This is a genomic window from Pseudomonas baetica (assembly GCF_019733355.1).
Taxonomy (GTDB): Bacteria; Pseudomonadota; Gammaproteobacteria; order Pseudomonadales; family Pseudomonadaceae; genus Aquipseudomonas; species Aquipseudomonas baetica_A.
Window position 1 is genome coordinate 1 of sequence record NZ_JAIHLQ010000056.1, and the last position, 26327, is coordinate 26327.

Annotated in this window: 18 protein-coding genes and 1 pseudogene; 7 read left to right on the top strand and 12 right to left on the bottom strand. The window is 56.4% G+C overall.

The window, feature by feature from the left end; translation table 11 throughout:
* Nucleotides 1-108: 108 nt before the first annotated feature.
* Both K5E40_RS30915 and K5E40_RS30920 read left to right on the top strand, forming a co-directional pair.
* Nucleotides 109-495: a hypothetical protein gene (locus K5E40_RS30915; protein ID WP_221733988.1), complete on the top strand. Its 387-nt coding sequence runs from the start codon at nt 109-111 to the stop codon at nt 493-495.
* Nucleotides 495-1541, top strand: coding sequence for a Wadjet anti-phage system protein JetD domain-containing protein (locus tag K5E40_RS30920; protein ID WP_137206526.1), 1047 nt, complete (start codon nt 495-497; stop codon nt 1539-1541). The genes K5E40_RS30915 and K5E40_RS30920 overlap by 1 nt, the downstream gene beginning before the upstream one ends.
* A 201-nt stretch (nt 1542-1742) precedes the next feature.
* Here K5E40_RS30920 and K5E40_RS30925 read toward each other — a convergent pair whose 3' ends face one another.
* The 8 genes from K5E40_RS30925 to K5E40_RS30960 all read right to left on the bottom strand — a co-directional run bounded on the left by K5E40_RS30925 (nt 1743) and on the right by K5E40_RS30960 (nt 15468).
* Nucleotides 1743-4070: an AAA family ATPase gene (locus K5E40_RS30925; protein ID WP_102592362.1), complete on the bottom strand. Its 2328-nt coding sequence runs from the start codon at nt 4068-4070 to the stop codon at nt 1743-1745.
* Entirely contained in the window at nt 4045-4710 is a 666-nt protein-coding gene (locus K5E40_RS30930; protein ID WP_102592361.1) for an ABC-three component system middle component 1, read from the bottom strand. Before K5E40_RS30930 ends, K5E40_RS30925 begins: the two co-directional genes overlap by 26 nt.
* Nucleotides 4700-5929 carry an ABC-three component system protein gene (locus K5E40_RS30935; RefSeq protein ID WP_102592360.1) on the bottom strand — a complete coding sequence of 410 codons (1230 nt, stop codon included), beginning with the start codon at nt 5927-5929 and terminating at the stop codon, nt 4700-4702. Before K5E40_RS30935 ends, K5E40_RS30930 begins: the two co-directional genes overlap by 11 nt.
* 360 nt (nt 5930-6289) lie before the next feature.
* A complete protein-coding gene (locus tag K5E40_RS30940) occupies nt 6290-7171 on the bottom strand; it encodes a hypothetical protein (protein ID WP_221733989.1) in 882 nt (293 codons plus the stop codon).
* 116 nt (nt 7172-7287) lie between these two features.
* The gene (locus K5E40_RS30945) at nt 7288-7500 is read right to left on the bottom strand and encodes a hypothetical protein (protein WP_221733990.1); all 213 of its coding nucleotides are present in this window, start codon (nt 7498-7500) and stop codon (nt 7288-7290) included.
* A 54-nt stretch (nt 7501-7554) separates the two neighbouring features.
* Entirely contained in the window at nt 7555-10731 is a 3177-nt protein-coding gene (locus K5E40_RS30950; RefSeq protein WP_221733991.1) for an exodeoxyribonuclease V subunit beta, read from the bottom strand.
* Nucleotides 10728-13346 (bottom strand): PD-(D/E)XK nuclease family protein, encoded by a 2619-nt coding sequence (locus K5E40_RS30955; protein WP_260456172.1) that lies wholly within the window; start codon nt 13344-13346, stop codon nt 10728-10730. Before K5E40_RS30955 ends, K5E40_RS30950 begins: the two co-directional genes overlap by 4 nt.
* Nucleotides 13347-14298: 952 nt before the next feature.
* Nucleotides 14299-15468: an MFS transporter gene (locus K5E40_RS30960; protein WP_221733992.1), complete on the bottom strand. Its 1170-nt coding sequence runs from the start codon at nt 15466-15468 to the stop codon at nt 14299-14301.
* 735 nt (nt 15469-16203) lie between these two features.
* Here K5E40_RS30960 and K5E40_RS35235 point away from each other — a divergent pair.
* From K5E40_RS35235 to kdpC, 5 genes and pseudogenes are all read left to right on the top strand, one after another.
* Nucleotides 16204-17102, top strand: a pseudogene (locus K5E40_RS35235) (D-arabinono-1,4-lactone oxidase); the annotation flags it as partial.
* Nucleotides 17103-17255: 153 nt separating this feature from the next.
* Nucleotides 17256-17345 (top strand): K(+)-transporting ATPase subunit F, encoded by a 90-nt coding sequence (kdpF, locus tag K5E40_RS30970; RefSeq protein ID WP_221734005.1) that lies wholly within the window; start codon nt 17256-17258, stop codon nt 17343-17345.
* 3 nt (nt 17346-17348) lie between these two features.
* The gene (gene kdpA, locus K5E40_RS30975) at nt 17349-19043 is read left to right on the top strand and encodes a potassium-transporting ATPase subunit KdpA (protein ID WP_221733993.1); all 1695 of its coding nucleotides are present in this window, start codon (nt 17349-17351) and stop codon (nt 19041-19043) included.
* 12 nt (nt 19044-19055) lie between these two features.
* Nucleotides 19056-21113 (top strand): potassium-transporting ATPase subunit KdpB, encoded by a 2058-nt coding sequence (kdpB, locus tag K5E40_RS30980; RefSeq protein WP_221733994.1) that lies wholly within the window; start codon nt 19056-19058, stop codon nt 21111-21113.
* Between the two features lie 67 nt (nt 21114-21180).
* The gene (gene kdpC / locus K5E40_RS30985; protein ID WP_221733995.1) at nt 21181-21741 is read left to right on the top strand and encodes a potassium-transporting ATPase subunit KdpC; all 561 of its coding nucleotides are present in this window, start codon (nt 21181-21183) and stop codon (nt 21739-21741) included.
* A gap of 520 nt (nt 21742-22261) precedes the next feature.
* Here the strand turns inward: kdpC and K5E40_RS30990 are convergent.
* The 4 genes from K5E40_RS30990 to mobH form a co-directional block, all read right to left on the bottom strand.
* Nucleotides 22262-22522: a cation:proton antiporter gene (locus tag K5E40_RS30990; RefSeq protein WP_221733996.1), complete on the bottom strand. Its 261-nt coding sequence runs from the start codon at nt 22520-22522 to the stop codon at nt 22262-22264.
* Between the two features lie 25 nt (nt 22523-22547).
* Nucleotides 22548-23453: a DMT family transporter gene (locus K5E40_RS30995; RefSeq protein ID WP_221733997.1), complete on the bottom strand. Its 906-nt coding sequence runs from the start codon at nt 23451-23453 to the stop codon at nt 22548-22550.
* A 102-nt stretch (nt 23454-23555) separates the two neighbouring features.
* Nucleotides 23556-24332, bottom strand: a complete 777-nt coding sequence (locus K5E40_RS31000) for an AraC family transcriptional regulator (protein ID WP_221733998.1) — start codon at nt 24330-24332, stop codon at nt 23556-23558.
* Between the two features lie 136 nt (nt 24333-24468).
* Nucleotides 24469-26193, bottom strand: coding sequence for a MobH family relaxase (gene mobH / locus K5E40_RS31005; RefSeq protein WP_221733999.1), 1725 nt, complete (start codon nt 26191-26193; stop codon nt 24469-24471).
* Between the last annotated feature and the right edge of the window lie 134 nt (nt 26194-26327).

A 26327-nucleotide genomic window follows, 5' to 3' on the forward strand; every position in this document is an offset into this window, starting at 1 on the left:
AGTCGCTGCGACGTAAAAAGACGGAAGAAGAAGCGGCATCGTGACCGATGCGGTTAGAATTTAGACCCCGCGCAATCGGGTGGAGAAACCGGTCACGTTGTTAGCGAAATGACCGGTCACGATGAGCGAAATACGCAGAGGCTGAAAAAGTCTGGTGGCCAAGGGGTGGTCATCGCCATGTTCATGTACCTGATGATGAGCCAATTGCGGCGTACCCATCAGGCCGTCACTAAGCGTGGAGGCGGGTGTCCCCTTATTCTTGATAATCCGTTTGCCAAGGTACAGACCCGGGCGTTGATTGATGTACAGATCATGCTGGCCGAGGCCATTGGTGTGCAGTTGATTTTCTTCACAGCCATGAAGGATGTGAACATCCTTGCCGGCTTTCAGCGGGTGATCCGTCTGCGCAAGGAGGGCGTGAAAAGTGGGCGATCTCATATTCAGATGGCGACTGCAACCTTCAATACTGTGGTGCAAAGAGCAGGTACAAATTGATGAACATTGCTTTTTTTGAAGCGTTGCGCGGCAGCCGTAAAAAGCGCATAGAGCTGCTGAAGTTAAGGAGCCTCTGGATAGAACACCATCCAGAGCTCCAACAGCATCCCAATCGGGATAGGTTACTCATGGAAGCCCTTAGGGCTGGAGATGAGCAAGGCATCCTGAGACTTCCTTCTCCCCGCAGTTTCGAGCGGATTGGCAATCCGGCCATGCCCATGTTTATCACCGTCATCGTTGAAACGATCTCGGTGTTGAAACCAGACTGGACAACCGTTTCCTGGATGCCGGAATTGGGGTTTTGGATGCAATTGACGGAAAGCGAAAAGGTGACTGCCAAGGTCGTCAACGAATGGCTCATCCGCCGCAAGGGGCGCTTTATGACGGTGCCGTTGCGCGAGCGATCGCTTGAGATGTTCGGGGATGAGAAATACCTCGATGCCAGGGTGCGATCCAATGCACTTTTTGGCGGCAGGCTTGCTCTGTCGGCGATTGGTGCCAGAAAGGTGGACCTTCCCTTGCCTTACCGACAGCAGCCTGGCAAACCAGGGCGGCCGGTGCTGGTCGTGGAGAACCATCACACGTTCTTCAGCCTTGGCGAATGGAACGACACCGCACATCGCTACGCGGCCGTCGTATATGGCGCGGGTAGCGCCATTACGTCGACGGGTACAGCGCTGGATGAAGTCATCAGGGAGGTTGACGGTGACGGAGCGGAATACTTCGGAGATCTGGACCCCGAGGGTGTTTCAATACCGCTGCGATACAACTCTAAGCATAAGACCCAGCTGTACCCGGCGATCTGGCTCTACCGAAAGCTGCTGACTATCGGTCGCCACAGGCCACTGCCCATCCTTTACGCAGGTGACAACCAAGCGGTTACTTCGTGGATACCTGAACTCGCTCAGGAAGTCCACGATGTGTGGAAGGAGGGCGACTGTCTGCCACAAGAGGGCATAGGGCTTGAGCAACTCTTATCCCAGCCTTATGAACTAGGCTTAAACAAAGCCTCTATCGATAATTTATCTGCAGCCGCTCAGTCGTAGGCTAGCGACAAAATGATCGTTGTGCCGGCTGCGGACAATAAGCATTGGATATCGAAGGCTTCGCGCAGTCATCATTGATCTTGCTTAGTAATGTCGCAGCATTGATGTACCCGGGGCGCTCCATGCACCCCGACCTCGAAGGCGTCAGTATCGATGACTCGCTCCGGTTACTCCTGTCGCTGAATTGCTACGCGGTGACCATTAGGACGCTTGCTTGGCCAAGCGTTGCATGTTGAGCGAGCTCGTCGTCAGACCGGCCCGGTTGAAGCGGTAGCGCATGTACGCCGAGATATCGTCCTCGTGCGACGACACGATCAACTGGCTATGTTTGAGCTCACAGCGGAGCAGGTCGGTCAGAGATGCGATGTTCACCTCGTCTAGAGATTGGGATGGATCGTCGATGAGGATAAGCGGGACTTCTGCGTAGACCTTGTTGAGCGACAGGAAGAAGGCCAGGCTCAGCGCCGACACCTGGCCCGTGCTCATGGACATGACCGCGTCATGCTCAGATTTTTCTGCCGTCAGGAACCTGAGCTGCTTGCCATCTCGGCTCTCGATGAACAACCCCAGGCCGCGTTGGTAGTTCTGGATCAGTCGCCCACTGTAGATGTGGAAGATGAGCTCGATCTCCGAGATGGTCTGATCTGCATACTTCTGCTCCGCTTTCTCCAAGGTAGCGCGCAGCTGGATGACCTTGCCCTTTGCTCTGGTGGCGGCCTCCGTCTCGCGTTGCATTTTCTGCAGTTCTTCAAGGCATTTTTGAAGTCGGCTGCTCTGCGCTTCGTTGGCTTTGATCGTGATGTAGAGCTCTTTTTTTGCCAGATCCTGAGCGTCGAAAATGTAAAAATCCTGCAAGTCCTTGAAGACTGCTTCGATGGTTTGCCGCCAATCGTCAGGGAGCACCACTGTCTCGTCCGTTTTCTTGGCGTGCATCGATTTTCGCAGTTCTTCCAGGCGAGCCTCTGTCACCACTTCGTCGTTGTTGAATGTGAAGGTGATCAGAATGCCTTCGCCCCTGAGCCGTTCCAGGAGCTGCTGGATTGCAGGGAGGCGGGTTTCAACTTTGGCCAGTGCCTGATGCAGTGCCTCGTTGTACCCAGGTTTCAGGATCGCTTCGCGCCCCTGAATGAATGTATCAATGGTGCCCAACTCAGTGGTCATCGCAGTGGTCAGCGCGACGAGTGCCTTCCCATCCTTTCCTAAGGTGTCAGAGATTTTTTGGGCTCTGACCTCAATCGCTTCGAGCATTGCAACGTGAGTTTTCCAGTCATTCCCGCACAACGGGCAAAACTTGTCGTCCGGATAGAGCTTGGCGTGCTCATCAAGCAACTGCTGCTTCAGTCGGGCCAGTTCGGCAGCGGCGCTGTCATTGGCTGTGTTCTTGATGTTCAGGTCATTACGCGCTTTGATTTGCTCTTCAAACCATTCAAGTCGACCAGCAGCCCAACTTGGCAGTGTTCGTGCCTGCTCAGCAGTGATGGCGGAAGCACCTTTCTTGACGATTTTGGCTGCTTTATCGAGCCCGTCGAGCTCCTTTTTGATCTGTTCCAGGTCATCTAGTTTGTTCAAGTCGGTGCCCAGCAGTGCCAAGCTGCTCAGCGACTCCGCGTGCGACTCGATGTCCGCATTGATGGCATCATTCTGAGCTCTGACCCGAATGGCTGCTTTCTGAGGGAGCAGGCCATTTAGCTTGCGAATGGCGTTCGAGAACTGGGTGTGAATCTCTGAGTCGTAGGTGGGGAAGGGATCTTCCTTATCCCAACCCGGCCCAACCTCAACCGTGGACAGCTTTTTGTAATCAATATTTCCCAGATCGGCTTGCACCATCGCGCGCAGGGCTGTGCACTCATTGTTAAGCGCTTCTTCATCAGCTTTGCGTTTTTCGTCCCCTAGGAATTTTGTGAACCTTGTCGAGAGTGAGCGGCAATTTTCAATCTCAGCTGCAACATCGTTGATGTTGAACAGGTTGCCAAGCTGGTCTTTACGCTCGTCTACCCGCGTGTGAAGCAGTTTGTTCTGCCCTTGCTCAAGGTAGTTGAGGAAGGTGAAATTTTCCCGGAAGTTTCTGCCGAAGACTTCGTCTAGAAACTCGTTCTCACGCAGGTTGGCCGGCGTGAAGGCTTTCGATTCGAAATCGGGGAGTTCATACAGCTTGAAGTGCTTGAACTTGTCGGCTCGGTTGTTCGATTTCTTGTCGAACGCTTTTACGGGCGCATGCCGGGCCAGAACCAAGCGTTTGTCCCCATCATGGAATTCGATTTTGATGCTCAGGTCTTTTTGATCGGTGCGCTGGTTCCAGAAGAGGTTGTCGTCATAGTTTGTTTTGAGCTTCGTCATCAATGTCGAAAAAAGATTGTCGATCCGCTTGATCTGACCCGTGAGCAACAGCTCGACAGCATCGAAGACACTGGTTTTTCCGTACCCGTTCGGCCCGTCGAGCGTTAGCAGCGATGAGGTGCCAAGATCCAAATTGACGTGTTTAAAAGCCTTGAATCGAGAAACTTCAATCCGCGCTATTTTCCATTTCATTGCTCATCAGCTCCGTGATCAATTCTTCAGCGTTATTCGACGTGAGTTTCTGGATGATTGTGTAGGTTTCATCAAGGCCTGCTTCGGCTACGGCGTCGGCTGCTTGCAGGCGCAAGGAAATAAGCTCACCTCGGGTGAACGGGAGCTCAAGAAAAGGAAGCTTGATGAAAATCTTTGCTGCAACACTGTAGTGCGTAGCGGCCAGAGGGTCTTCCTTGTAGTTGCTGAACTGGCTCTTGTCCGAGACAGTGGCCACTAGTTCGTTGAAGGTATAGTCCTGGATGGCATGCTGCTCAGTATCACTGTAGTAAAGTACATATTTCTTGAAGAAGTGAGGGTCCTCTTCAATCGCAAAAATCTGTTCTTCCTGGTCTTTGAATTCAGCTAGGTGGTTCAGGTGATGAATGCAGATGAGGTCACAGTTTTTCTTGAATGTTGGATGGTTCAGGAAGGAGTCGGGGGCCGATTGATTAATAAGAGCATTTAGTTCGGTGGGACTGGGTAAGTGATCCAGCTTGTGCAAAATCGCAAAGCGGATGGCGGAGCCGGATTCCCGAACGTAGAAGCTCGTAAGGTCGGTTTCAAAGTCTTTGGTGAATCCATGATAAATGAGCGCCTCATCAATAATTTTATTTATCATTCAAACGAGCCTCTGCGTCTTCTTTAGTCACGATGCTTAAACAAAATGATTTGAGAATGTTGCTGTCAATGCGGTCTCTGACCTGCTGATCGTCAAGGTCGTTGGGGTGCGTGAACTTGGTGTTGATGATGAAAGACTCGGAAGATCTGCTGGGGATCAGGTTGTTGTACTCAAACAGCAGCTTGAGTAAATCTCCGTTGGTATCCATCTCTCCCAGCAGGTCTACAGTGCAACCCTCGTGGTCATCAACGAAGGGAAGGTCGAGGGCCGTCGGAAGATAGAATCGCTTGTCACTGTCCAGATAGTGCGGGAATTGTTTAAAAATCGGCTCAATCGACATGTCCTCGATAAGGCCGGAATAACGCCGGATATCTGCTTTTTGTATGCTGGAGAAACGCTCTGATGGCTTTATCAATTGACAAAGCGTCTGCATGTCGCTGGCTTCTGAATCCCGAATATGTTCGAAGAGCCGACGCGCTCGCCCGTACGAGGCGTCGCTCATACCAGGTAAGGCTTGATCGAGTCTGTCTTCCAGATGGCTGTGCAGCTTTGCCTTCAGATCGATCGCATAATACTCAGTGTTGTTGTATGGGTTCTTGTTAACAATATCGTCTATTAGGCTCTGAGCTGTAATACGGCTTTCATACGCTGCCTTGTTGGCCTTTTCTCGGTCGACCTGTACCATTCGGTGAATCGCGACTGCTTGTGTGCTTATCTTTTCAGACAGAAGGCAGTAGTTGTAGTGCAAGAGCTCGTCGGTTAGCAGGATGGAGTTGCTGCTGCATATTTCTTTGATGACAGCTTTTGTGAGGCCTTCGATCTCGCCTAGACCGCAATATTTGTTGTTCCCGTACGAGTAGAATTTAACCAGCTCGTTGTTGTTTCCGGTGTAATCATCGGTATCGTTGAGTTGGACCGATACATGGAAGTATCGTGATACGCCTTTAACTCGATCGTACTCGACAGCAGATGATTTTTCCAGTGCCTCGATGTACTCGCTTTTGTACGTTCCAATCTTGGCTTTTACTTGATGAGCGCTTACAAGTGCGCCGCTTTTGTAAATGGCGAAATCGTCGCTGCTATCTAGTTGAAGCTCAAAATCTAAGTCGCCCTGATGGATTAACTTGAGGGAGTGATATAGTGCAATTTTCCCTTGGTAGACGTAGCCGCTCCACGTAGACACAGCGGTGGCTGGATAGCCTTTGCTCTTGACGCTCACGTTGACTCCCTTCACGGATAGATATGACACTCATAAATGGCACAAAGATATCACCATGTAAATGTCGTCTTGTAAACCGCAGATTGGAGAGATTTTTGTTGGCTTTCTGACGCCGGAAAGTTGTTCTATTGTTTCGCTTTAACGTTTAAGCGCGGTGGTCTAGTGATACTGCGATACGCGAAAAGGGCGGTTTGATGGGCTGGATTTAAATTTAAGCTATTAATTTATATAGGCTTTGCCAGGATGTAGATTTTTTGACGATGACCAAGTCAGCGACTTCTTCACCATCTGTGAACCTCGGCGGTTTCAAGGGGGGGATGGACGTGTCCTGCGTCCGCAGGAAGTCGAAGAGCTGCACGCTCAACGGGGCGTGTAGTAGATCGCGTCCAGAAGCGCTGCGCGTCCCAACCAGATTTCTGCGTCAGCCGCATTGCTCGGCTGCGGATGTCTCCACCACGGATCACCGTGCATCGGCTCAATGATGCGCTGCCAGTAGTTCTCCAGGTTCGTTGTGCTCGGGCTGACACCGAAGTTTTCGCACAAGTCCTTCCGGTTGGCCGAATCGATGCACACGAATGCGTCAGGCCGCTTCATCACCAAGAGCCTAGTCGCGGTCGGTAGTCCGCCGACTCGCCCGTCCTGATCGAAGGCTGCTCTGAACGCTTTGCCGTAGCGGTCGTAGTCGCCCTGCGTGACCGCGCCCATCAACGGGATGAAATCGAGGGCGTGGGAGAGATCTGTGGGCGCTTCGATGACCAGGTTCGCGAACGTCCCACTTGCGCCCATGCTCCCGAAAAGCCCGTAGTCCACGCCTGGCTGCTGAGACTTCTTGCGCCCGAGAGTGCCGGCGACCAGCTTGCGGTCGTCCTCGTTCCACTTCGCGTAGGGTATGCCAGTCGCAAAAAGGGCGCGAGCCTTTGTCAGAACGCCCAAGCGCTCCTTAAACAGGTGCTCAGACGGGTGTGATGAGCTTCGGACCTGCACGAGGTAGTCCGCCCAGCTCATGTCATGTGGCGCGCGCTTGGTATTCGGCTTAGAAGGTGGCCGAACGTCAGCGAATTTGATCAGTTCCTGTCGCGCAGCCGTCTTAGCTGCGTACTGGTGACGGTACCGAAAGAGGAACTCGTGAGAGATGTCCTCCGCCCCCTTCCACGCTTCTGCGATGAAGCGACTGAGCTCTACCAGCACTGCATCGTCGAGCGAGCCATCAAGCAGCACGCTCGCCTCGACGTTTCGGCTCATCGCCGCCTTCGTGAGATTTGGGCTCCCGACCACGCAGCGTATGCGTTGCCCGTTACGAAACAGGTAGACCTTCGGGTGGAACAGGTCGCCCGTAGGAGGAACGACGGCTGCGGCCGCTAGCGCTGCTGCCGCTCAAGCACCTCGGGCTGCGTCTGGAACATATGAGTGCCGACAACGAAGTGCTCGAACTTCGAGCTGTCTTTCATCGCTGCCTCGAAGACCGCGTTCTCGGTCGCCCAGGCTACTGCCCATTGCATCGAGTCGCAGTTCTCAACCAGTGCTATGAGTGTCGACTGCGTCTGCGAAGCCGACAGGAACTTCACATCCATCTCTGCTTTCCCTCGTGTTTCTACTTAACTAAGTCCGGTACGCTTCTGGGAGCGTCAGGAGAGGCGGACTGCTCGTGCAGCGACCGGCATGTAGAGCCATCGCTCGCTCACGGGCTTGCCGGTCGCGTTGAGAAGGGCATGACCATAGGACTCGAGCTGCGGGCCGTGCTCCGCCACCAGGTCCTGGTCTCTGGCTGAGCCACCGGGGTTCGACTTGTGGTCCATGAGAATCCAACTATCTGGCAGTTCAACCAGCAAGTCGATGCGGCCCCGGATACGAGTGCCGTTAGGGCCATTGGCTTCGATGGGCACTTCGACGTAAACGGGACAGTCAGGCCAGCGCTTGGCTACCCAAGCTTGGAACGCTGAGGTCTGGGTGCACACGGCATCCTTATCTACAGAATCAGCCACGGCCCAGATCTTCAGGATGCGCTCGACGTCAGGGGGAGAAATACCGCCAAGCACGCCGGCGCGTGCGATGCACAGGTGGAGCGCAGTGCCCAGCGATGCCATGTCGGGCTTGCCTGCCAGACTTAGCCGAACTCCGACGGCGTCGGTCTCGACAACTGTGAATGTACCGCCCGAAGCAGAACTCGGTCGGTGCCACAAAGGTTCGGCCTGCACGCGCGGACGAGCTGTAAACCAGTGGCAGGCCTCGGGGGCTGTGGAAGGTGGCTCCGCTGAGCACTCATCCTTGCTCCAGGACTTCGATAGTCTGGAGAGCTGCTTGCCTTCGGGTGTCGTTACGATTTCTGAGTCACCGAACAACAGCTCGGCTGCGCCTTGAATCTCGCCAACCCAGGCGCGGCCCGGTCCTGATTTACGCACGAAAGATAGTGCTACGTTTATGTCACGTGCGCGGGTCAGGCCCACGTATAGAAGACGCTTGTTCTCCGCCAATGCCTCTGCCTGCATGGCTTGGCCAGTTACGCTGGCTTCGGCATTGAGTGCGGCCTGGGGCTGGGACCGCTTGCCCCAGCTCTTTAACCAGCAGTGGACGAAGCGGTTGGCGAGTGGCTGCTGCGGGTCGAAGCCTCCAACTGTCCTCGCGCGCACGCCCCAAAGCGAAGTACGTGCTATCGCATCGAGGCTTGTCAGCACGACAACTGGCCACTCCAGTCCCTTTGCCCCGTGATAAGTGAGAACCGAGACTGCGTTGCCTGCAGAAGTAGCCCGATTATCATCCTCTTGACTAGCGAGTTCATCCAGCCAACGAAGCATGCCACTTACCGTCGCTGGCCGCTTCGCGGCGACGCACTCGTCCTCGAAAGTCTTTCCGAGCTCAACCAGTGCCTCGACGTTTGACATCCGGTTGCGGCTCTCATGGGGGGAGGTGGACCATTGGCCGGCCAGTCTTGCTACTTGGGACTCAGCAGCGGCAAGTCGTAGCACCTCCAGTGGCGTCAAAGCCGTTAGCGTCGGGCGCAGTTTTTCCAATCGGGCGATCAGTTCATGAGCGCTATCGCCCGTCGTCAGCCACTCGTATGGCTTGGCCTCATCCGTGGCGAGGTGCTGCAGCCTGTCTGCAAGCCAGGTTTCGATCGGAGTGCTGTCGGCCAGTGTTATAACCAGCGCCGTGGCGACAGTGTCGGTTGGGTCGTTCATACGCCTCAGACAGGCCATGACATAGATGGCTTCGGCGGCCCCCAACAAGCCGGAGCGTGGGCTGGCTGACGGAATGCCCCAGCGGGTGAGTGACGTGACGGCAAATTCGACCTGGTCGTTGTAGCGACACAACACTCCAATATCGCCGGCCTGAATCGGGCGGAGCTCCTTGGTGTCCTTGTCTTCGACCTTGGTCCCGGATTCCAACAGCTCGCGGATGGCCTGACCAAGACATAGGTAATCCGAGTCGTTTCGACTGCTCTCGAAGTTCCAGTTCAATAGCGCAGGCTGGTCCGGAATGTCCTTGCGCAGTGACTGCAACCGAACCTGCTCGGGCGTCAGCTCGGGCTCAAATGCAGAGTTGAATAGACCATTGGTGAGCGAGACCAGGCTTTCGTTGGAGCGTCTGGAAGTGTCCAGGGCCTTCCCTACGATTCCGCCCCAGTCCTTGATGGCATTGAGAACGCCGGAAATGAGGCTTGCGTCAGTACCGCGGAAGCCGTAGATAGCCTGTTTGGGGTCGCCGACCCACACCGACTTCTTAGCTAGCTTGGCCAGCTCGATGAAAAGCGCCAGTTGGAGCGGGCTGGTGTCCTGGAACTCATCAATCATGATCAGATCCAGTTCTGCAGCCAAGACTTCACGGACAGCTGGCTTTGTCCTCAACGCACGTAGCAGCAACACCTCTTGGTCGCTGAAGTCGACGGCACCCAGCGCCTTCTTAGCCTGCTCATATGCATTGAGAACGTCGGCGGCTAGGTTGAAGACGTGGTCAAGGTACTGGCGGACCTCGGCATGAAAAGCCGGGTGAGACTCATGGGCCTGCGCTGCGGATTTGACTGGTGCTACGATATCTCTGACTTTGGCGCCGGCGTCGAACCCGGCTGCACCGATCCAGTCTGGCCAGCTCCAGCGGCCTTCACGGAAGAGTCGATCCAGCTTCTGGAGTCCCTCTAGGCCTTTTAATAGGTTGTCTGCAACTTTGACATCGGCAGCTTGCTGCTGTTCTACGTATGCCGCCACTCCCCTGTACGCTTCGGCCAGCGCAGTCGCCAATGCTTCGGTCGGATCCACCCCCGTAGCCGGAGTAGGCCAATTCGTGAGCATCGCGTCTGCATTCTGGGAACCCATCACTCGAAGTTCATCCGGCCCGATATCGTTGTCGAGCGCGGCCTTAACGACAGCCTCAACAGTCTTGGACCAGTCCGCCTGCTCGATACCGAACCGCTCTGTGAGCCGAACCAGTTCCGTTTGAGCGTCGGCTTCCATCGACTCTGCAAGTGTAGCTTTGAGCAGTCTCTTGGATTGACCTTCGCCCAATACAGTCTGATCGGGAGAAAGCCCCAGCTCAAAGCAGAACCGCTTGAGCATCTGGCCGCAAACGCTATTGACGGTGCCCAAGCGGGCCTGGCCGATAGCTGTGGCCAGGTCGATACGTCCCTTTTCAAGCAGCCAGGAGCGAGCGCGTTCACGCAGCTCGGTAGCGGCCTTCACGGTGAAGGTCGTGGCCAAGATGGCGTGAGGGCGGGCTGTGCCCGACTCTAGGGCTTGGGCGAGTGTTTCAGTCAGCTTGTAGGTCTTGCCACTGCCGGCGCCTGCACTGATGAATTCGATGTTGTTCATCATTTCCAGCCTCCCAGCAAGATAAGGTGGTCTCGGTCCCATTTGCTTGGACCTTTGACCGGAAGGGTTCCCTCAGGGCCCTGGAACTCGTCGCTCGGATCTTCCGGAACGACTTCGATGGTCCCTTCATCCAGTTGTTCCTTGCGCCATTTCCACGTAGCGCGCGCGCGGTCTAGTATGCTGGAGACGGTTGCGCCGTCCGGCGGTCTTCTAACCTGCGCTTTTGGGAAAATGTCAGCAGCGCTGATGTACAGTCCGCCGCTTTCTAGGATGAAGTAGCCAAGCGCAGCGGGTGCGACACCGCTTGTTTGCTCTATAAGGCTGGAGTAGAGGGCCAACTGTAGGTGTTCACCAGAGCGAAGCAGCCCGGCGTAGTAGGTATCGCCTCTCCATTTTATGTCCACGGCGACAGTTCGCTTGTCACCAAGCGTGACCAAGAGGTCAATTTTGCCGATCAGCGGGACTGCTCCCAAGGTTCCTCTGAGCTCCACCTCCGTCTGAACCTGAACGGCACCAGCGAGCCTGAGGTGATCGAGGAGACTGCCGATGGCTAGTTCGCAAACCTTCCGGAAGTGCTGCTGCGTTACTCCTGCGCCCTGCATGAGTAGTACAGCGCCTTCAGTCAGCAAGAGCGAGTCTGCTTCGGCGCGGAACCACGCAAGGGCATCGGAGTTTGACAAACTCAAGGCATCGTTGTGCGCGAAGAGTTTCTCGAGTACCCGATGAGCGAGGATACCCAGCAAGCGGTTGTCCTCATCCACCGCCAGGACGGAGGTCGGATCCAGCTTCGCCACTCGTTTCAGAACGAATAGGGCTGCGTCATTGAAGAGTTCGTTGAGCGTAGTGAACGACTGTAAAACGTCGCCGAGCTGCACGGGATGAGGGAGTTGGATGTGTCGTGGAGTAGCTGGCAGCGACTGAGGTGCAAGCACCTCAGCGGTTACCCCGAGAAGTGTGGAGTCGAGTGCAATGTCCAGGTCAAGCGAAGCGGACTCGATATCCGGTACGAGCTTCTTAAGAATCTGGCGAATCGGATGTACTTCTGTACCGGGGGGAGGGCAGACGATGATGAATCTTTTTCTCGCAGCAAGTAGTGGCCGCAGCCACTTCAGTGCTAACGATACAAGCTCACGCGCCGGGTCTCGCAACTGCACACCTAATTGTGTAAGAGCGTTCACCTCGGCAGGAGACCAAGGCAGAGGCGAGGGCAGGGCAGGCGTAGATGGCATCCACCAGATCACCTCATCAGCTGCTTCGATGCACGCGGCTGCGGTGCTGGTCGAGCGCATGCAACCGACATGGGAAACCGCTGCGGGGTTGGTTGCCCCTGCGGGCGTGGCGTGGGCGACCAACTGCTCGACTTGCCGAGGCAGCACCGTGGCCAACCCTTGCCGAGCCAGCTCGATCAATGCTTCATGGACAGCCGCACATTGGCTATGCGCCGCCGTAAAACTCGCCGCATCAGCGGATTCACCTGAGAGGCGAAGCCGCATAGCCTCCTTCATCCGGGCGACGCGAGCAATCAGTGCATCGACCGGCACTCCATCGGTGCGTGACCAGCGCTCTGACTCCAGCCAGAAGGTAATTTCATCTGCTACTTCCTGGGCATTGTTACCCGCTGCGATCTTGGCCTTAGCCGCCGTCCAGGCTTCGCTCCCAATTCCAGGCTGCTTGGCGACAGCACGAGCGAGCCTGCCTCTCGCAGGACGACTGAATGGGCCCACTGGGTGCGTCAGGAAATCCAGCAGTCGGTTCATGTCTATTGGTTCCCAGCACATTTCCAAGGCAAGGATTAGTGCCTGTAGGGCTGGGCGGAGCTGACTAGGGCGTTCGAACCCGCAGTTGACCCCGCCGGTCGCGGACAGCGACACATCTAGCGAGTCGCCCGCATCCTCAGCCAGGATCAGCCGGTCGCCGGGCTGGTGCGAGTGCTGTGCGCTCAACCAGTGTTCGGCGGTCGTGGCCGCGAGAGCGTGCACTAGCAAGACACTCCCGTCGGTCTGCACGGTCAGATTGCCCGCGGAGCCTCCAGCCAGAACGGTTAGGGCTTGCTCTTGCAACGCACGAAGTTGGCCTTCTCCCTGTGGCTCGGGAAGTCGGACTTCGACCGCTGGCAGGCGCTCGAGCACCTGCCGCCAGAGAAGCGGGAAATCCTCGGGCGGGTCAACCAGGTGAACTGACTTGATGGGGCCGGGGGCGGACGCACTCAGAGCCTGTATCACCAGGTGCAAGCGATCGGCCTCTCCGGGCGGCAGCGTTTCGAGAGCTGCCTTTTCAATGGCGGCAAGCTCCTGGATTCGCGAAGCATGCTCTGGATTAGCGCTGCCGTCCCAACCGCCAAGCCGCCACTCGTCACGCCAGGCCAGGAGGCGCGCAGCCGTACCAATACTGTCGGCCTTCAGGGACTCACTGTAAAAGCGCGAGTTGTTGTCATGGACGCGCAGCAGGCCAGAGTAGATGGTCACGCGTCTGGCCTTGGACGCTTCTGGCGCGCTTAGACCAAGGTAGGTCTCCAGCAGGGACAGGAATCCGAGGCGGCCCACTATCGGGGTATTGAAGAAGTTCGTCGGGGACGGACCCTGACGGGTATCCAAGAAAAGGCCAAAAGTGATGTGCATGCTAAGGTTGACTTCCTTGACGACAATCCAATGCAGGCGTCCTATTGCATCTTGTTCCCCTGCTCCTAGTCGACAAGACTAACCGAAAGCAACCATACACGTACGACGGAAAATTGCTGAGAGCGGCTGTCAGACCACGACTGCCTGTGTGTCAGATATCGCAGCAAGGCAGACAAGGAACTGCGCCTACTGAATTTTTGCTCTTTACCGTTAGCAGCCTTTGTCCAACTAGAGGTCTGGTAAAGCCTGCTGGCCCCTGGAGTGAGCAGCCGACTTTTGGCAGCGTTTTGAAAAGCGTCGGAGTAATACCTGAATTCAGCTTGGCGACTTACACTTGAAATATTAATTGCACAGGAGGTATCACTCGGTTGCTCACGCACTTTGGCAGAGGAGAGCATCTCATCGGCCTACCTTCACACCGCGGTGTGTGGGAACAACAACGGGTGACTTTTCTAGAAGGGAACTGTTGGACTTCAGGCTGGGGGCATCCTTTTCAAACCATCCAACGTATGCCCTCAGATGTGCCCCCAATGTAGCAATCTACCGGAAGTGAATGGAACTCCATGGTTTGTGGAAAGGCAGAAATGATCAGCTAAACAGCCTGCCCGACGAAACCTAAAGACTCTCAGGATCGCCCATAAACATCCCGACACCTTTGTACACGAGTAGAGCGCTATTGCCTCGCTGTCCGACGCGCTGGGTAGCATGCCTGCACATTCGATGTGGAGATTTTTCTCCCAGCGATCCCGCCGACCAAAGCCAGCCAGAGCTTTCAGGAACGGAGCCTTGCGTTTTGCCGAGCGCGAGCAGTCAAACGTCCTGCAACTGGCCCAGCGCCTCGACAGATACGCAGGGCTGTCCTTTTTCGGTATCGCGCAAACATACGTGAATGTGGCTTGCTGAGTACCGGGTCGCGGCATGCTAGGATATTCAGCCAAGCAGTTGGGACGTATCACGGTGATCGCGGAATACCACGCAACAGCACCATTGCAATGAACAGCGCACCGACTGCGCCCACTGAAATCATCAATCCTTGCTCACTGATATAAGACACTAAGGCGCCAGTGGCAATGGGGCCCAATACGCTGCCCAAGGTGTAGAAAATCGCAATCGACGTCATGGCGGTGGACACTTGATGTTCGCCAACCCGGCCTCCTGCTTCGATCACGGCCAGGGTGTTCATGCCTCCGATGGCTCCTCCCCAGAGGAACACAATAATCGCCGCCAACCAAGGAAGCGGCTGGCTGAGCGGAATGGCCAATGTGCCCAGCAACAGTATCAGGCTGCAGACTAGCTGGCCGACCTTGTAAGAGCTGCGGTCAGCCAGCCAGCCGATCGGCAGTTGAAGGGCGGTGCCGCCAATTCCGAAGACCGATATCAGGAGGGTCGCGGCGGTCAACAGATAGCCGGCCGAGAGGCTGTAGCCTGCAAGGAACGATACGGATGAGGTTTCCGAAAAACCTGCGATAAATGCGGCACATAGAGCCGTCGGGATGACCCTGAACATTTTGCCGTGGCGTTTTTCAACTGGAGTTTTCGGCTGCGTGTCGTAGGTCTTAAGGGTTAAAGCCAGCGCGCCGGACATCAACACCATCACGGCACAGGCGTAGTAAGGTGCGGCGCTCCCGACGCCAAATACAATCAGCAGCAGCGGGCCTACAGCAATACCCAGGCCCATCAAGGTCTCATGGACGCCGATCGCCCGGCCACGCTCATCTTTCGAGGCGACCGCGACGATCCACGTATCGCACGCGATCCAGCGCAAGATCAAGCCGATGCCGAGCAAAACGTTCAGCGAAAAAATCAGTACCAGATGGGTTGTCAGGGTCATACCGATCAGCGCAGCAATAGTCAGCACTGCGCTGAGGATATTAGTCCTTACGAGCCCCTGATAGGCCAGTAAGCGTGGAACCCATTTGTAGAGCAGTAAAATAGCCAGCCACGAGGCGCTGACAATCACACCGATTTTTGCCGGCTCGACCCCTTGCCGCTCAAGCGAAAGCGACAGCAGCGGAGTGACTGTACCGATCTGCACGATCTGCGACAGGGCTGAGAGGATGTTTATCTTGGTCAGGGCAAACCAGCGTTGCTGGTTGCTGTACTCAACACTCGGTTTTTCCATTTGTGACTGACCTAGGATTGCGGCGCCAAGCGTTCAAGGATGAGGCAGACTCATTTCGAAGAAGGTCCGAAGCGTACTTACCGTCAGCTTGGAATAATCCCCCCCGACAAATCGCGCGACATCAAGGCCGGCCCATTGAATATTATAGGCTCGCGCTCTGTCTGCAAACTCCAGAACCTAGAGTTCTCAGATGAGTACGAGGACTCAAAATCCCAACGATTTTCGTTAGCAAGTTTTGCCAACACATGTGAGTGCTTTTGATAAATTGGCATGCCTACCTTAAAAACGTACTGATCCGCTGGCCTATTCAGCGAGCAACCGTGATCGGGCAATTGCTGGCGTATCAATGCGCTTGCTGAGCTTAGGAAGTTGGCCTCGACAGTGCCCTCAAACAATCGTCTAACGTAAGCGAAGTTCAGACCCCTGCCGTTGACGTGAGCATAGGGGAGGGGCTAAGTGTAGGGATAAGAACTGTTGCGCATAACCTTAGTCACAGTACTCTCCTGGTGAGCGTGCCGGTTGATAAGTGGCGAGCGGGTCGCCACTTGCTTAGGTTATCGCGATGAGAGCGAATCAGCGTCGCTTTTTTGGCGCCCTCGACTGTGAGGTTTTTCCACGAGTGGCCGACGCTATTTACGGACTGATTTTTACAAGACGCTCGAACTGAACTTCCGCTGTTAAGGGACGCAAACGAGTGAGAGGGGCAGCCCGTTATTCATGAACCGCGGCGTATTCGACGTACTTGTGCAGGTCATCGTCCGGGAACCGCGCAAGGCTTGGCCGGTGGGCTCGGGATTTTCGTTCAGTGCCCTGGTGCCTACTGATGTCACGCTGCTTTCGCTGAGTTATTTCAACGATCTGATGGATCACGATCCGCAAACCGTGCAGGCAACCTCCGTCGCCCGCCCGCCGATGTCGCGGATGGGCAAGGCGATGAAAGACGTTGGCCAGGCGCAGCCTAACTTGACGGATATTTACTACCAGACGTTGTCCGGAGCGATTTTCACCTCCACCCATGTCACCAGTGTGGGCTTCACGTCATATTCCGGTTGCGTCACCGGCCAAAAACTGGTGACCGCCCCGTGGCGAGGCGCCAGACAGTGACGCCAAGCGCCACCCCGAAGTGTTCCGCGCCGCCCGGCTGTCCGTCGGCGTGGCCGCCCAAGTCCCCCCTGAAGAACCGCGCACCGTACCTTCTTCGCCAGCGGCAATGGATCGCTAAGACCGAAGAACTACTGAAAGACGGGGCGAAAAAATCGGGAAAACCAGCACTAGGAAATGCTCGTGGTGATCTATTCTGACTTCGCGTGGTCGATCACCCTGAATGAGACTGCCGACCCGGAAAACCCTCCCAACCACTCGACCGACGCGGGAGGCAATGAGTTTGTGTCGATCATCGAAAAGCTCGACAAATAAGGCACCGATTTCCCTGAAGCCCGGCGTACCTTGCTCCACAGCCTACGCTTTTTTGCCAGCTTCAATGACCAGGTGGCTGAGTCGTTCTAGGTGTATGCCAAGGTGCTCAACGTGCGCTTCAACGATTGGAATATCCGGTGCCCTCCGAATACGACCCGGCCTGCTTGCGTGAGATCTTCAAGTTGATCAACGGCAAGGACGTGCGCACCAGGTTTCCCCATCTAGTAACAAGAATATGTCCTCTACGTCGAATACAATCTCATTGTGTTTACGTGCTCTTTACTCATTTCCTCTCTGTCCACCTAGCTAATTTACGGGTGTCCCGCAGAAAATTCTCACCAAGCGCCGTTAACCATAGCTTGGGGATTTTAATGAACATTTTCGATGGGGTCTCTCTTCTGCTCGCCGTAGGGCTATTTGGCTATCTTTTGTTCGCCTTATTACATGCGGATCGGGGGTAGGCTATGGAAGGTTATGACTATGCATTGATCTTTGCATTCCTAGCATTAGTGCTTGTTCCAGCCCCTTTTTTGGGGCGTTTTTATTACAAGGTTATGGAAGGGCAACGTACCTTCCTAAGTCCCTTTTTGCATCCAGTGGAGCGGATGTGCTACCGACTTTCGGGCGTTGATGAAAAGGTTGAACAGAGCTGGCAGAAGTACACCCTGGCACTCCTTGCATTCAATTTGGCCGGATTCTTGCTGTTGTGGCTGATGCTAATGCTGCAGGGGTACCTGCCGCTCAATGGCCAAAACTTCCCAGGTATGGAGTGGTCACTGGCATTCAATACCGCCGTGAGTTTCGTTGCTAATACTAACTGGCAAGCCTACAGCGGTGAAGCTTCACTGTCATACCTCAGTCAGATGGTCGGCCTGGCAGTGCAGAACTTCGTGAGCGCCGCAACCGGTCTCGCTGTGCTGGTCGCTTTGTCCCGGGGGATCGGACGCCGATCGCTGAATGTCATCGGCAACTTCTGGGTCGACATGACCCGTGCAACGCTTTATGGACTACTGCCGCTTAGTTTCCTGCTCGCGCTATTTTTGGTGTGGCAAGGTGTGCCTCAAACTTTTTATCATTATATCGACGCATTAACTTTACAAGGCACTGATCAAGTGATTCCGCTGGGCCCAGCGGCCAGCCAAATCGCAATCAAGCAGCTGGGTACCAATGGTGGCGGTTTCTTCGGTGTCAATTCAGCGCATCCCTTCGAAAATCCTACGGCGTTAAGTAACTTGTTCGAGATGGTGTCGATTCTTTTAATTCCTGCTGCCCTTGTATTTACGTTCGGGCATTACGTTAAAGATATGCGCCAAAGTCGCGCGATTATTGCCTGCATGCTGTCGCTGTTATTGATAGGTGGGGCGGTTTCACTGGTCGCCGAGTATCAACCAAATCCGGCCTTCAACTCACCGATGGTTGAGCAGTCAGCTCCAATGGAGGGGAAGGAAACCAGGTTCGGTACCACTGCCAGTGTGCTTTGGGCCGTGGCCACAACCGCTGCTTCCAATGGTTCGGTCAACGCCATGCACGATAGTATGAATCCACTCAGTGGGATGGTGGAATTGGCCAACATGATGCTCAGTGAGGTGGTATTTGGAGGCGTCGGTGCCGGACTTTATGGCATGCTGCTTTACGTGCTGATTGCAGTATTTCTGTCTGGCCTAATGATCGGACGCACGCCGGAGTATTTAGGCAAGAAGCTACAGGCTCATGAAGTAAAATTGCTCGTGGCGACCTTGCTTGTAATGCCCGTTGGGGTACTGGTACTGGCCGCCATCGCTTCCGCCTTGCCTGGACCGGCCGGAGCTGTCAGTAATCCGGGGCCACATGGCTTCAGTCAGCTTCTGTACGCCTATACCTCGGCGACTGCCAACAATGGTTCTGCATTTGGCGGGTTCGGCGCAAACACAACCTTCCATAACCTAATGCTGGGGTTGGCCATGTTGATTGGCCGCTTAGGCTACATCCTCCCGGTCCTGGCCCTGGCCGGTAGTTTGGCGATGAAAAAAACTGCTCCACTCAGTCATAACTCTTTTCCTACCCACGGTCCTCTATTCGTCGTTTTGCTGACCGTGACCATTTTGCTGGTGGGCGGCCTGACCTTCCTGCCGACGCTGGCACTTGGGCCTATCGCTGAACATCTGAGCATGGGCTTCTAAGGGGATATGAAAATGAATATGCCTGCAAAAAACGCGGCTCCCGTCAAAACCCAGGAGCCGGCCAAGACCGCAATGTCGGCCCTGTGGCGCCCGGCGCTGGTCCAGGCCTTCGTCAAGCTCGACCCGCGCCAGCTGCAACGCTCGCCGGTGATGCTGGTAGTGGAGCTGACCGCGATCCTCACCACCATCCTGTGCTTCGTGCCGGATGTTGCCGTACCGACCTACGTCGCCGTGCAAATCGCTGTATGGCTGTGGTTCACCGTGCTGTTCGCCAACTTCGCCGAAGCCTTGGCTGAAGGTCGCGGCAAGGCCCGTGCCGACAGCCTCAAGGCAGGCAGCGAGGGCCTCAGCGCCCGACGCAAGGAAACCGACGGCAGCTTCAAAGTCGTACCGGCCACCAGCCTGCGCAAAGGTGATGTGGTGCGTGTGGTCGCCGGGGAAATGATCCCGGGTGACGGCGAAGTCATCGAAGGGATTGCTGCGGTCAATGAAGCGGCGATCACCGGCGAGTCCGCTCCGGTTATCCGTGAGTCCGGCGGCGACCGCTCGGCCGTCACCGGCAACACCCGCCTGGTTTCGGACTGGTTGATGATCCGCATCACCGCCAACCCGGGCGAGTCGACCCTGGACCGCATGATCGCCCTGGTGGAAGGCGCCAAACGCCAGAAAACCCCCAACGAAGTCGCGCTGGATATCCTGCTGATCGGCCTGACGCTGATCTTCCTGCTGGTGGTGGTGACTCTGCAGCCGTTCGCCCACTTCGCCAATGGCAACTTGCCGCTGGTGTTCCTCGTGGCGCTGTTGGTCACACTGATTCCGACCACCATCGGCGGCCTGTTGTCGGCCATCGGTATTGCCGGTATGGACCGCCTGGTGCGTCTCAACGTGATCGCCAAATCCGGTCGCGCGGTGGAAGCGGCGGGGGATGTGCACGTGCTGTTGCTGGACAAGACCGGCACCATCACCTTCGGTAACCGTCGCTGCACCAACGTGATCGCCGCGCCCGGTGTCAGCGGCAAGGAACTGGCCGAAGGCGCGCTGCTGGCATCGCTGGCGGACGACACGGCCGAAGGTAAATCCATCGTCGAATACCTGCGTGGCCAGCACCCGCAAGCCGAGCCGTCGACCGATGAACTGACCAGCGTCCCGTTCAGCGCGGAAACCCGCCTGTCCGGCGTCGACTACCAGGGCCGTGTGTTCCGTAAAGGTGCCGTGGATTCGCTGCTGGCCTTTATCGGCCTGCAACGCCGCGACCTGCAACCGGCGCTCTCCCGGGAAATCGACAAAATCGCCCAGAGCGGCGGCACGCCGTTGCTGGTGTGTGCCGACGGCAAATTGCTCGGCGCGATTCACCTCAAGGACGTGGTCAAGCCTGGCATTCGTGAGCGTTTCGCCGAGTTGCGCAAGCTGGGGATTCGTACCGTGATGGTGACCGGCGATAACCCGCTGACCGCCGCCGCGATTGCCGCTGAAGCCGGCGTGGATGACGTGCTCGCCGAAGCCACGCCGGAAAAAAAGCTGGCGCGCATTCGTCACGAACAGAACGACGGCCGCCTGGTTGCGATGTGCGGCGACGGTGCCAACGACGCCCCGGCGCTGGCCCAGGCTGACGTCGGCATGGCAATGAACGACGGCACTCAAGCTGCCCGTGAAGCGGCCAACATGGTCGACCTCGACAGCGACCCGACCAAGCTGCTGGACGTGGTGCAGATCGGCAAGGAATTGCTGGTGACCCGTGGCGCACTGACGACGTTCTCTATCGCCAACGACGTGGCCAAGTACTTCGCGATCCTGCCGGCGCTGTTCGCTTCGATCTACCCGCAACTGGGTGTGCTCAACGTGATGCACCTGCAAAGCCCGCAGAGCGCGATCCTCTCGGCCATCGTGTTCAACGCCCTGATCATCGTGGTGCTGATCCCGTTGGCACTGCGCGGTGTGCGCGTACAGGCGGCGAGTGCGGCGGCGTTGCTGCGTCGCAACCTGCTGATCTACGGCCTGGGCGGGATTCTGGTGCCGTTCGTGGGCATCAAGGCGATCGACATGCTGTTGACCGCGCTGCACCTGGTTTGACCCGATGCCTGCAGGCGCCGGCAAACCGGTGCCTGCAGGTTGCAATAACCGAATCGAGGAATTTGAAATGTCCAACATAATCCGCCCGGCCCTGAGCCTGCTGGTGTTGATGACCCTGATCACCGGCGTGGCCTATCCCCTGGTTGTCACTGGCGTGGCGCAAGTCGCGTTCCCTGACCAGGCCAACGGCAGCCTGGTACACGATGCCAGCGGCAAGGTTCGCGGTTCGAGCCTGATCGCCCAGGATTTCACCGGTGACGGCTGGTTCCACCCACGGCCATCTGCCGGTGCGTTTGCGACGGTTTCCAGCAGCGCCAGCAACCTCAGCCCAAGCAACCCTGCCTTGGCTACCCGCGTATTCGACGACGCCAACAAGCTGCTGGTACCCGGTCAGGGGCCGGTACCGATAGCAATGCTGACTACCTCCGGCAGCGGTCTTGATCCACACTTGCCACCACAGGCGATTGCCTATCAACTGGCGCGGGTAGCTGCTGCGCGGCAGGTATCCGTGCAAAGCCTGAAAGACTTAGTTTCAGCTAATACTGAAACTTCGTTGGTGGGCCCGCCGGTGGTCAACGTGCTGGCCCTGAACATTGCATTGCAGCAGGGGCAGCTTACGGCCCGCTAACTATAGAGCCAGATAGAGTAAGGGAAGCAGAAGGTCAGCATTAACTACCCCCCTGACATCCGTCGGATATTTTAAGGCATTAGGTTGGAGGCAATGGATATCCGCTATAGCACCGCTAACCTTCTGCAGGGTAAAGCCGCTTTGACTGGCGAGTTGTTAAATAGGAACGACTTTTCCGCCACTGGCATGCTCAGGTCCTGCGGTAGCGGTTAACTCCTACCGCTTGAAAGCTTGAAGGTGGCCGCCCTGCCTTCATTGTTAGCAGTGACAGAAACGACGTATTTTTTGGATTTTATCGGTCCTCCTGAGCCGCCATTGGAGGTTTTCTAAATAGTGACTTGGCCGGACTGTTACGTTGCACTTGGTGTATACCATTGTTGGCCACGTCAGCGCGTATGGTGCATGGAGCATTGAAACGCTCGTTGAGTCAGTGCGGTAGAGATTTAGTCCTGGCATCGAGATCCAGTGGGTGCGCCGAGTGTTCTCCGCCTCAGCTGGTACATTTGATGTGTTACGAGATTTATCCCATCACATCGACTTCTGCACGCCGTATCCTCCGGCGCAGTAGCGGCGCCGTGACCGCTGTTGTGAAGAGCGCGAATATCACGAGTATCGAGTAAACGTTCGGCGGTAGTACCCCCAGTTGCAGCCCGATAGAGAGAAATATGAGTTCCATGAGGCCACGTGCATTCATCAGTGTGGCGATCACTTTGGCGTCATCGCTCGAATGGCCGACGAGTCGTGAGCCTGCGAACACGCCCTGCGAAGCTATCAAGTTCATTTCCCTGTCTCCTTACCCGTCGAAATCACCGTGAGGTCGTGCGTGAGCGTGAAGTGGCGATGACCGCCCCCGTAATGATCAACACCGCGGGAATCATCAGGATCGGCTTGGCATCGCTTTGCCCCACGGCAATCAGCAGCAGCGTGGAGAACAGCGGCGCCAGGTAAGACAGGGCGCCCAGCATCGATAGGTTTCCGTGCTTGGTCGCGTGGTCCCAGGCGAAAAAAGCCAGGCCCACCGGGCCCAGCCCCAGGGCGATGATTGCGGCCCACTGGCCCGGCTCAGGCCGCACCGTGGTTTCGAACGCCAGATGGCATAGCCCTCCGGCCACGGCCACCAGCCCGCAAATACCCCCGATGATGCTGCTCGGAACATGGCTGAACCGCCGGTTGAACACCGAATAGATCGCCCAGACCCAGGCACACGCAAAGGCGGCGGCGTAACCGATAACCGGCATCGACGCACTGTCACTCCGGGCCCGCAGTTGCATGATGAAGGCCGTCCCCGCCAGGCCGAGCAACGCGCCCAGCAACTGGCGCTTGCGCAGCGACTCGCCGGTGGCAAAGCTCGACAGCAGAACGATCAGCAGTGGCCACAGGTAGGCAATCAGGCTGGCTTCAGCCGCAGGCGCGGCCTTCAGGGCAAAGAAATACAACGCGTGATAGACGAAGATGCCGGCAAACCCCGTTGCCCATACAGGCCAGGGCTGTCGCCAGCTGCTGAACCCGGCAGCGCCACGCAGCCCCAGCATGCACAGGCTGGCCACGAACGCGACCGCGAAGCTCGAAGCCAGCAACTGGAAGGCCGGGATCCCGGCGGTCAAGGTGGTCAGAAGCGCCAGGCACGCCCACAAAAACACGGCAATCACCCCGATCAGCGTTGCACTGGCGGCGCCCTTGGCAAGGGTGATGGATGGGTTGGAAGTGCTCATGCAAGCCCCGTCTGCGGATTATCCTCAAGCGGGAACAATAGAAAGGTCGAGAGAGCGAGTATTGATCAGTCCCGCCAAAGAATTGTTCGGGACTGCTATTTTTCAGTGGCCTGGCACTTGTTTACGCACACCGGCCGGCGTCAGGTGGCGGGCTTTCTTCAGGGCATGGGTTAACGCACTTTGGTCGGCGTAACCGGTGCGATGCGCAATATCAATGATCGACAACGACGTTTGGCGCAGCAGATCAATGGCCAGATTCAGGCGCAGGTTCGCGATATGCGAGAACGGGGTTGTGTTCAGGTGCTGCCCGAATAGGGTATACAAGCGCCGCTCGCTGGTGCCCGCATAACGCGCAATATCATGCACCGTCAGGGCGGTGGCCAGGTGCTGCTCGATGTAGGCCAGCGCGCGAGCGAGAATGAACTGGCCGGGGTCGCTGCGCGCAACCTCGGGCTGCAATAACGAACACAACAGCAACCGGCTCCAGGACTCGGCCATCGTGAGAGAGCCGATCAACCGTGCCCCATTGCTGCTGGCGTAATCGAGTAAATGCCGTATATCGGGCCTGACCGCAAAAAAGCGCTTGGCGTTGAGGGGGGCAAGTGATGCAGCACTACTTGTATGCGCTTCGTCACGGTCGGTCGATACATCCAACACCAGAAAATTGTTATGGGTGTTGGCCAGAAACGTATGCCGGGAACCCGCGCAAATCACAACCCCCTGGCTCGAATCGACCTTGCCACCTCGTCCGTCGACCTCAATTTCCATTGAGCCGGACTGAGAAAGGACTATTTGATAAAAGTCATGTTCGTGAAGCTCAACCTCACCTGAATAAGAGCGCAACGCCAGGGAAAACGATTGGGGGTTGGTAGCGCTCATCCATGACTCTCCTCGTGTCGAGGCATTTATCCTACGATACCGGTCCGCGCGGAGCCAGTCCGTTGCCTGCGATAATGCACAATGATGAAGGTCTGAATATGGCGATTGGAAGCATTACCCGCCGCACCACGGAAATTTAATGTTCAACAATTTTAAGAAAAGGATTATCGGGGAGTATCGATTCAAAAATTAATTTTTGGTCCATGATCAGATACCCCTTCAAGATGGTTTTCTTCCTCGGGCCTTGCACTTGGCATGCCCAGATATTCAGACCGTTGTCTCGCTTCTTGTGGACCTTCAGCTTCTCGAATTGTTTTTGCACCCGTCGCCATTCTTCAATCGCTTGATCGGTCCTCTGAGAGACGCCAGGAAACTCCTGCGCGTAACGTTGGAACAGACCGGGCGTGACCAAAAATACGCTGCCACTCACCGTGTGGATTTTGGCCTTGCTTTCATTGATGATTAGCTTGTGGCTTTGAATACTTACCCTGACCCAATTTAGGAAAGCCTGGCCTGGGTTGTCCGAATGCGGATATGAGATTTCGAGAGCGCTTACTGACGTTACTTCACGAACTTCAGGTTCTCCCGAGTCGATTATATCCAGTAACGAGCCGAGATAGTCGGCATCTTCGATCTCAATGGGATCTGGCAGCGAAGAGCTTTGATCTGATCTTGAATCGACGGCCTTTGGGGAGAGTGGTGATAGGGGAGCGTTGGGCTGAGTGTCATCGAGTGTAGCGCTTACCGTTCCGCTGAAAGTTTCGGGACGGTCTTCATTCCCCCAGATCAACGCCGGTTGAAGACGCAGAAACGTAAAGCTCTGCTGCCAGTTCCCCTGTGTCACAAGCGCGGTCCAGATGGCTTTGCCTTCCGGGGTAGACTCGACCAATCCATGCGACTGGAGTTCATCGAACACAGCGATGTTGGATGAGGGAATGTCCTCAATCGATTGCGACAGCAGATAGGCTCGCAGCTTGTCCGTGACCGTCTTGCTGACCAGCCAGAGTGCGTCCTGGGTCAGCCATCCCGCGGCACCTGGCTGGTTGAGTTTCAGCTCGTGCTGAACCAGATGACGCAGTCCGCTGATCAAGTGATGTTGCAGCGAATGAATCGGGGCCTGCAGCGCCTTGCTTGGGTTGCCACCGATGTTTTGCGCGGTGGAGACACGGTCGGCCTGCATCACCAACTCACCGAGCACGCCAGCACGTTCGTACTGACCGGCCAGGACATACAGCAGACTGGCCCATAGCGGCGGAAAGCCACTGAGCCAGTCCAGGATCGTGCGGTCGAGAATCTGGGTGTAGAGCAAGCCTGCGGCGGCGCCGTGCAGGTGATAGTCGCGGCCTTTGAGGTAGCGAAAACGGTAGGGTTGATCCAGGGAACCCTGCCAAGGATGCCAAAGATGGCCATCCTGGCGTTCGACCACCAGGTCCACGGCGATCTTCCCGATGTCATGCAGCAGCGCGCCATAGGCGATGCCCGCCGACCACGCGTCGGTCTGGGCCGCCTGGTCTTCGGGCGCGGCGCCAGTGGGAAGCAGATACGACTGACGCAGTTTCAAACTGCAAGCGACCAGTTCCAGTCCATGGTCGAGCATACCGCCGAGATACGCATGGTGGTGGGTCTCGCTGGCCGGGAGTTGCTGGACCTGTTCGGCGTAGCGATGGATCGGATTTAAATAGAGCTGGATGAACTGCGCGTGGGAGAGGGCGGTGTACTGCCATATGCGATCGAGCAACTGGCGGCGGTGCTCCGCAGCTAACAAGCTGTGAGCCGACTCGATGGGCAGGTAACCTTCGGCGACGTTGACGGTCAGTGGCGGAGAGGGCTTCTGCCTTTTGCGGCGAAACAGGCTGAGCATCGTGACCTCCGGGAAGTGGCTGGGTCAGTGGCCTTTTAGCCTTTTCGGATAGGGCTCTTACCCTTGCCCCCCCATTCCTTTCCAACCCTTACCGTCCTTTTGGCGCGTGTCCCTTTGCGCGGCAATCGGAATAT

Coding starts and splice junctions, on each gene's coding strand:
- K5E40_RS30915 (WP_221733988.1), top strand. CDS start 109: ATGACCGGTCACGATGAGCGAAATACGCAGAGGCTGAAAAAGTCTGGT.
- K5E40_RS30920 (WP_137206526.1), top strand. CDS start 495: ATGAACATTGCTTTTTTTGAAGCGTTGCGCGGCAGCCGTAAAAAGCGC.
- K5E40_RS30925 (WP_102592362.1), bottom strand. CDS start 4,070: ATGAAATGGAAAATAGCGCGGATTGAAGTTTCTCGATTCAAGGCTTTT.
- K5E40_RS30930 (WP_102592361.1), bottom strand. CDS start 4,710: ATGATAAATAAAATTATTGATGAGGCGCTCATTTATCATGGATTCACC.
- K5E40_RS30940 (WP_221733989.1), bottom strand. CDS start 7,171: ATGAGCCGAAACGTCGAGGCGAGCGTGCTGCTTGATGGCTCGCTCGAC.
- K5E40_RS30945 (WP_221733990.1), bottom strand. CDS start 7,500: ATGGATGTGAAGTTCCTGTCGGCTTCGCAGACGCAGTCGACACTCATA.
- K5E40_RS30950 (WP_221733991.1), bottom strand. CDS start 10,731: ATGATGAACAACATCGAATTCATCAGTGCAGGCGCCGGCAGTGGCAAG.
- K5E40_RS30955 (WP_260456172.1), bottom strand. CDS start 13,346: ATGCACATCACTTTTGGCCTTTTCTTGGATACCCGTCAGGGTCCGTCC.
- K5E40_RS30960 (WP_221733992.1), bottom strand. CDS start 15,468: ATGGAAAAACCGAGTGTTGAGTACAGCAACCAGCAACGCTGGTTTGCC.
- kdpF (WP_221734005.1), top strand. CDS start 17,256: ATGAACATTTTCGATGGGGTCTCTCTTCTGCTCGCCGTAGGGCTATTT.
- kdpA (WP_221733993.1), top strand. CDS start 17,349: ATGGAAGGTTATGACTATGCATTGATCTTTGCATTCCTAGCATTAGTG.
- kdpB (WP_221733994.1), top strand. CDS start 19,056: ATGAATATGCCTGCAAAAAACGCGGCTCCCGTCAAAACCCAGGAGCCG.
- kdpC (WP_221733995.1), top strand. CDS start 21,181: ATGTCCAACATAATCCGCCCGGCCCTGAGCCTGCTGGTGTTGATGACC.
- K5E40_RS30990 (WP_221733996.1), bottom strand. CDS start 22,522: ATGAACTTGATAGCTTCGCAGGGCGTGTTCGCAGGCTCACGACTCGTC.
- K5E40_RS30995 (WP_221733997.1), bottom strand. CDS start 23,453: ATGAGCACTTCCAACCCATCCATCACCCTTGCCAAGGGCGCCGCCAGT.
- K5E40_RS31000 (WP_221733998.1), bottom strand. CDS start 24,332: ATGAGCGCTACCAACCCCCAATCGTTTTCCCTGGCGTTGCGCTCTTAT.
- mobH (WP_221733999.1), bottom strand. CDS start 26,193: ATGCTCAGCCTGTTTCGCCGCAAAAGGCAGAAGCCCTCTCCGCCACTG.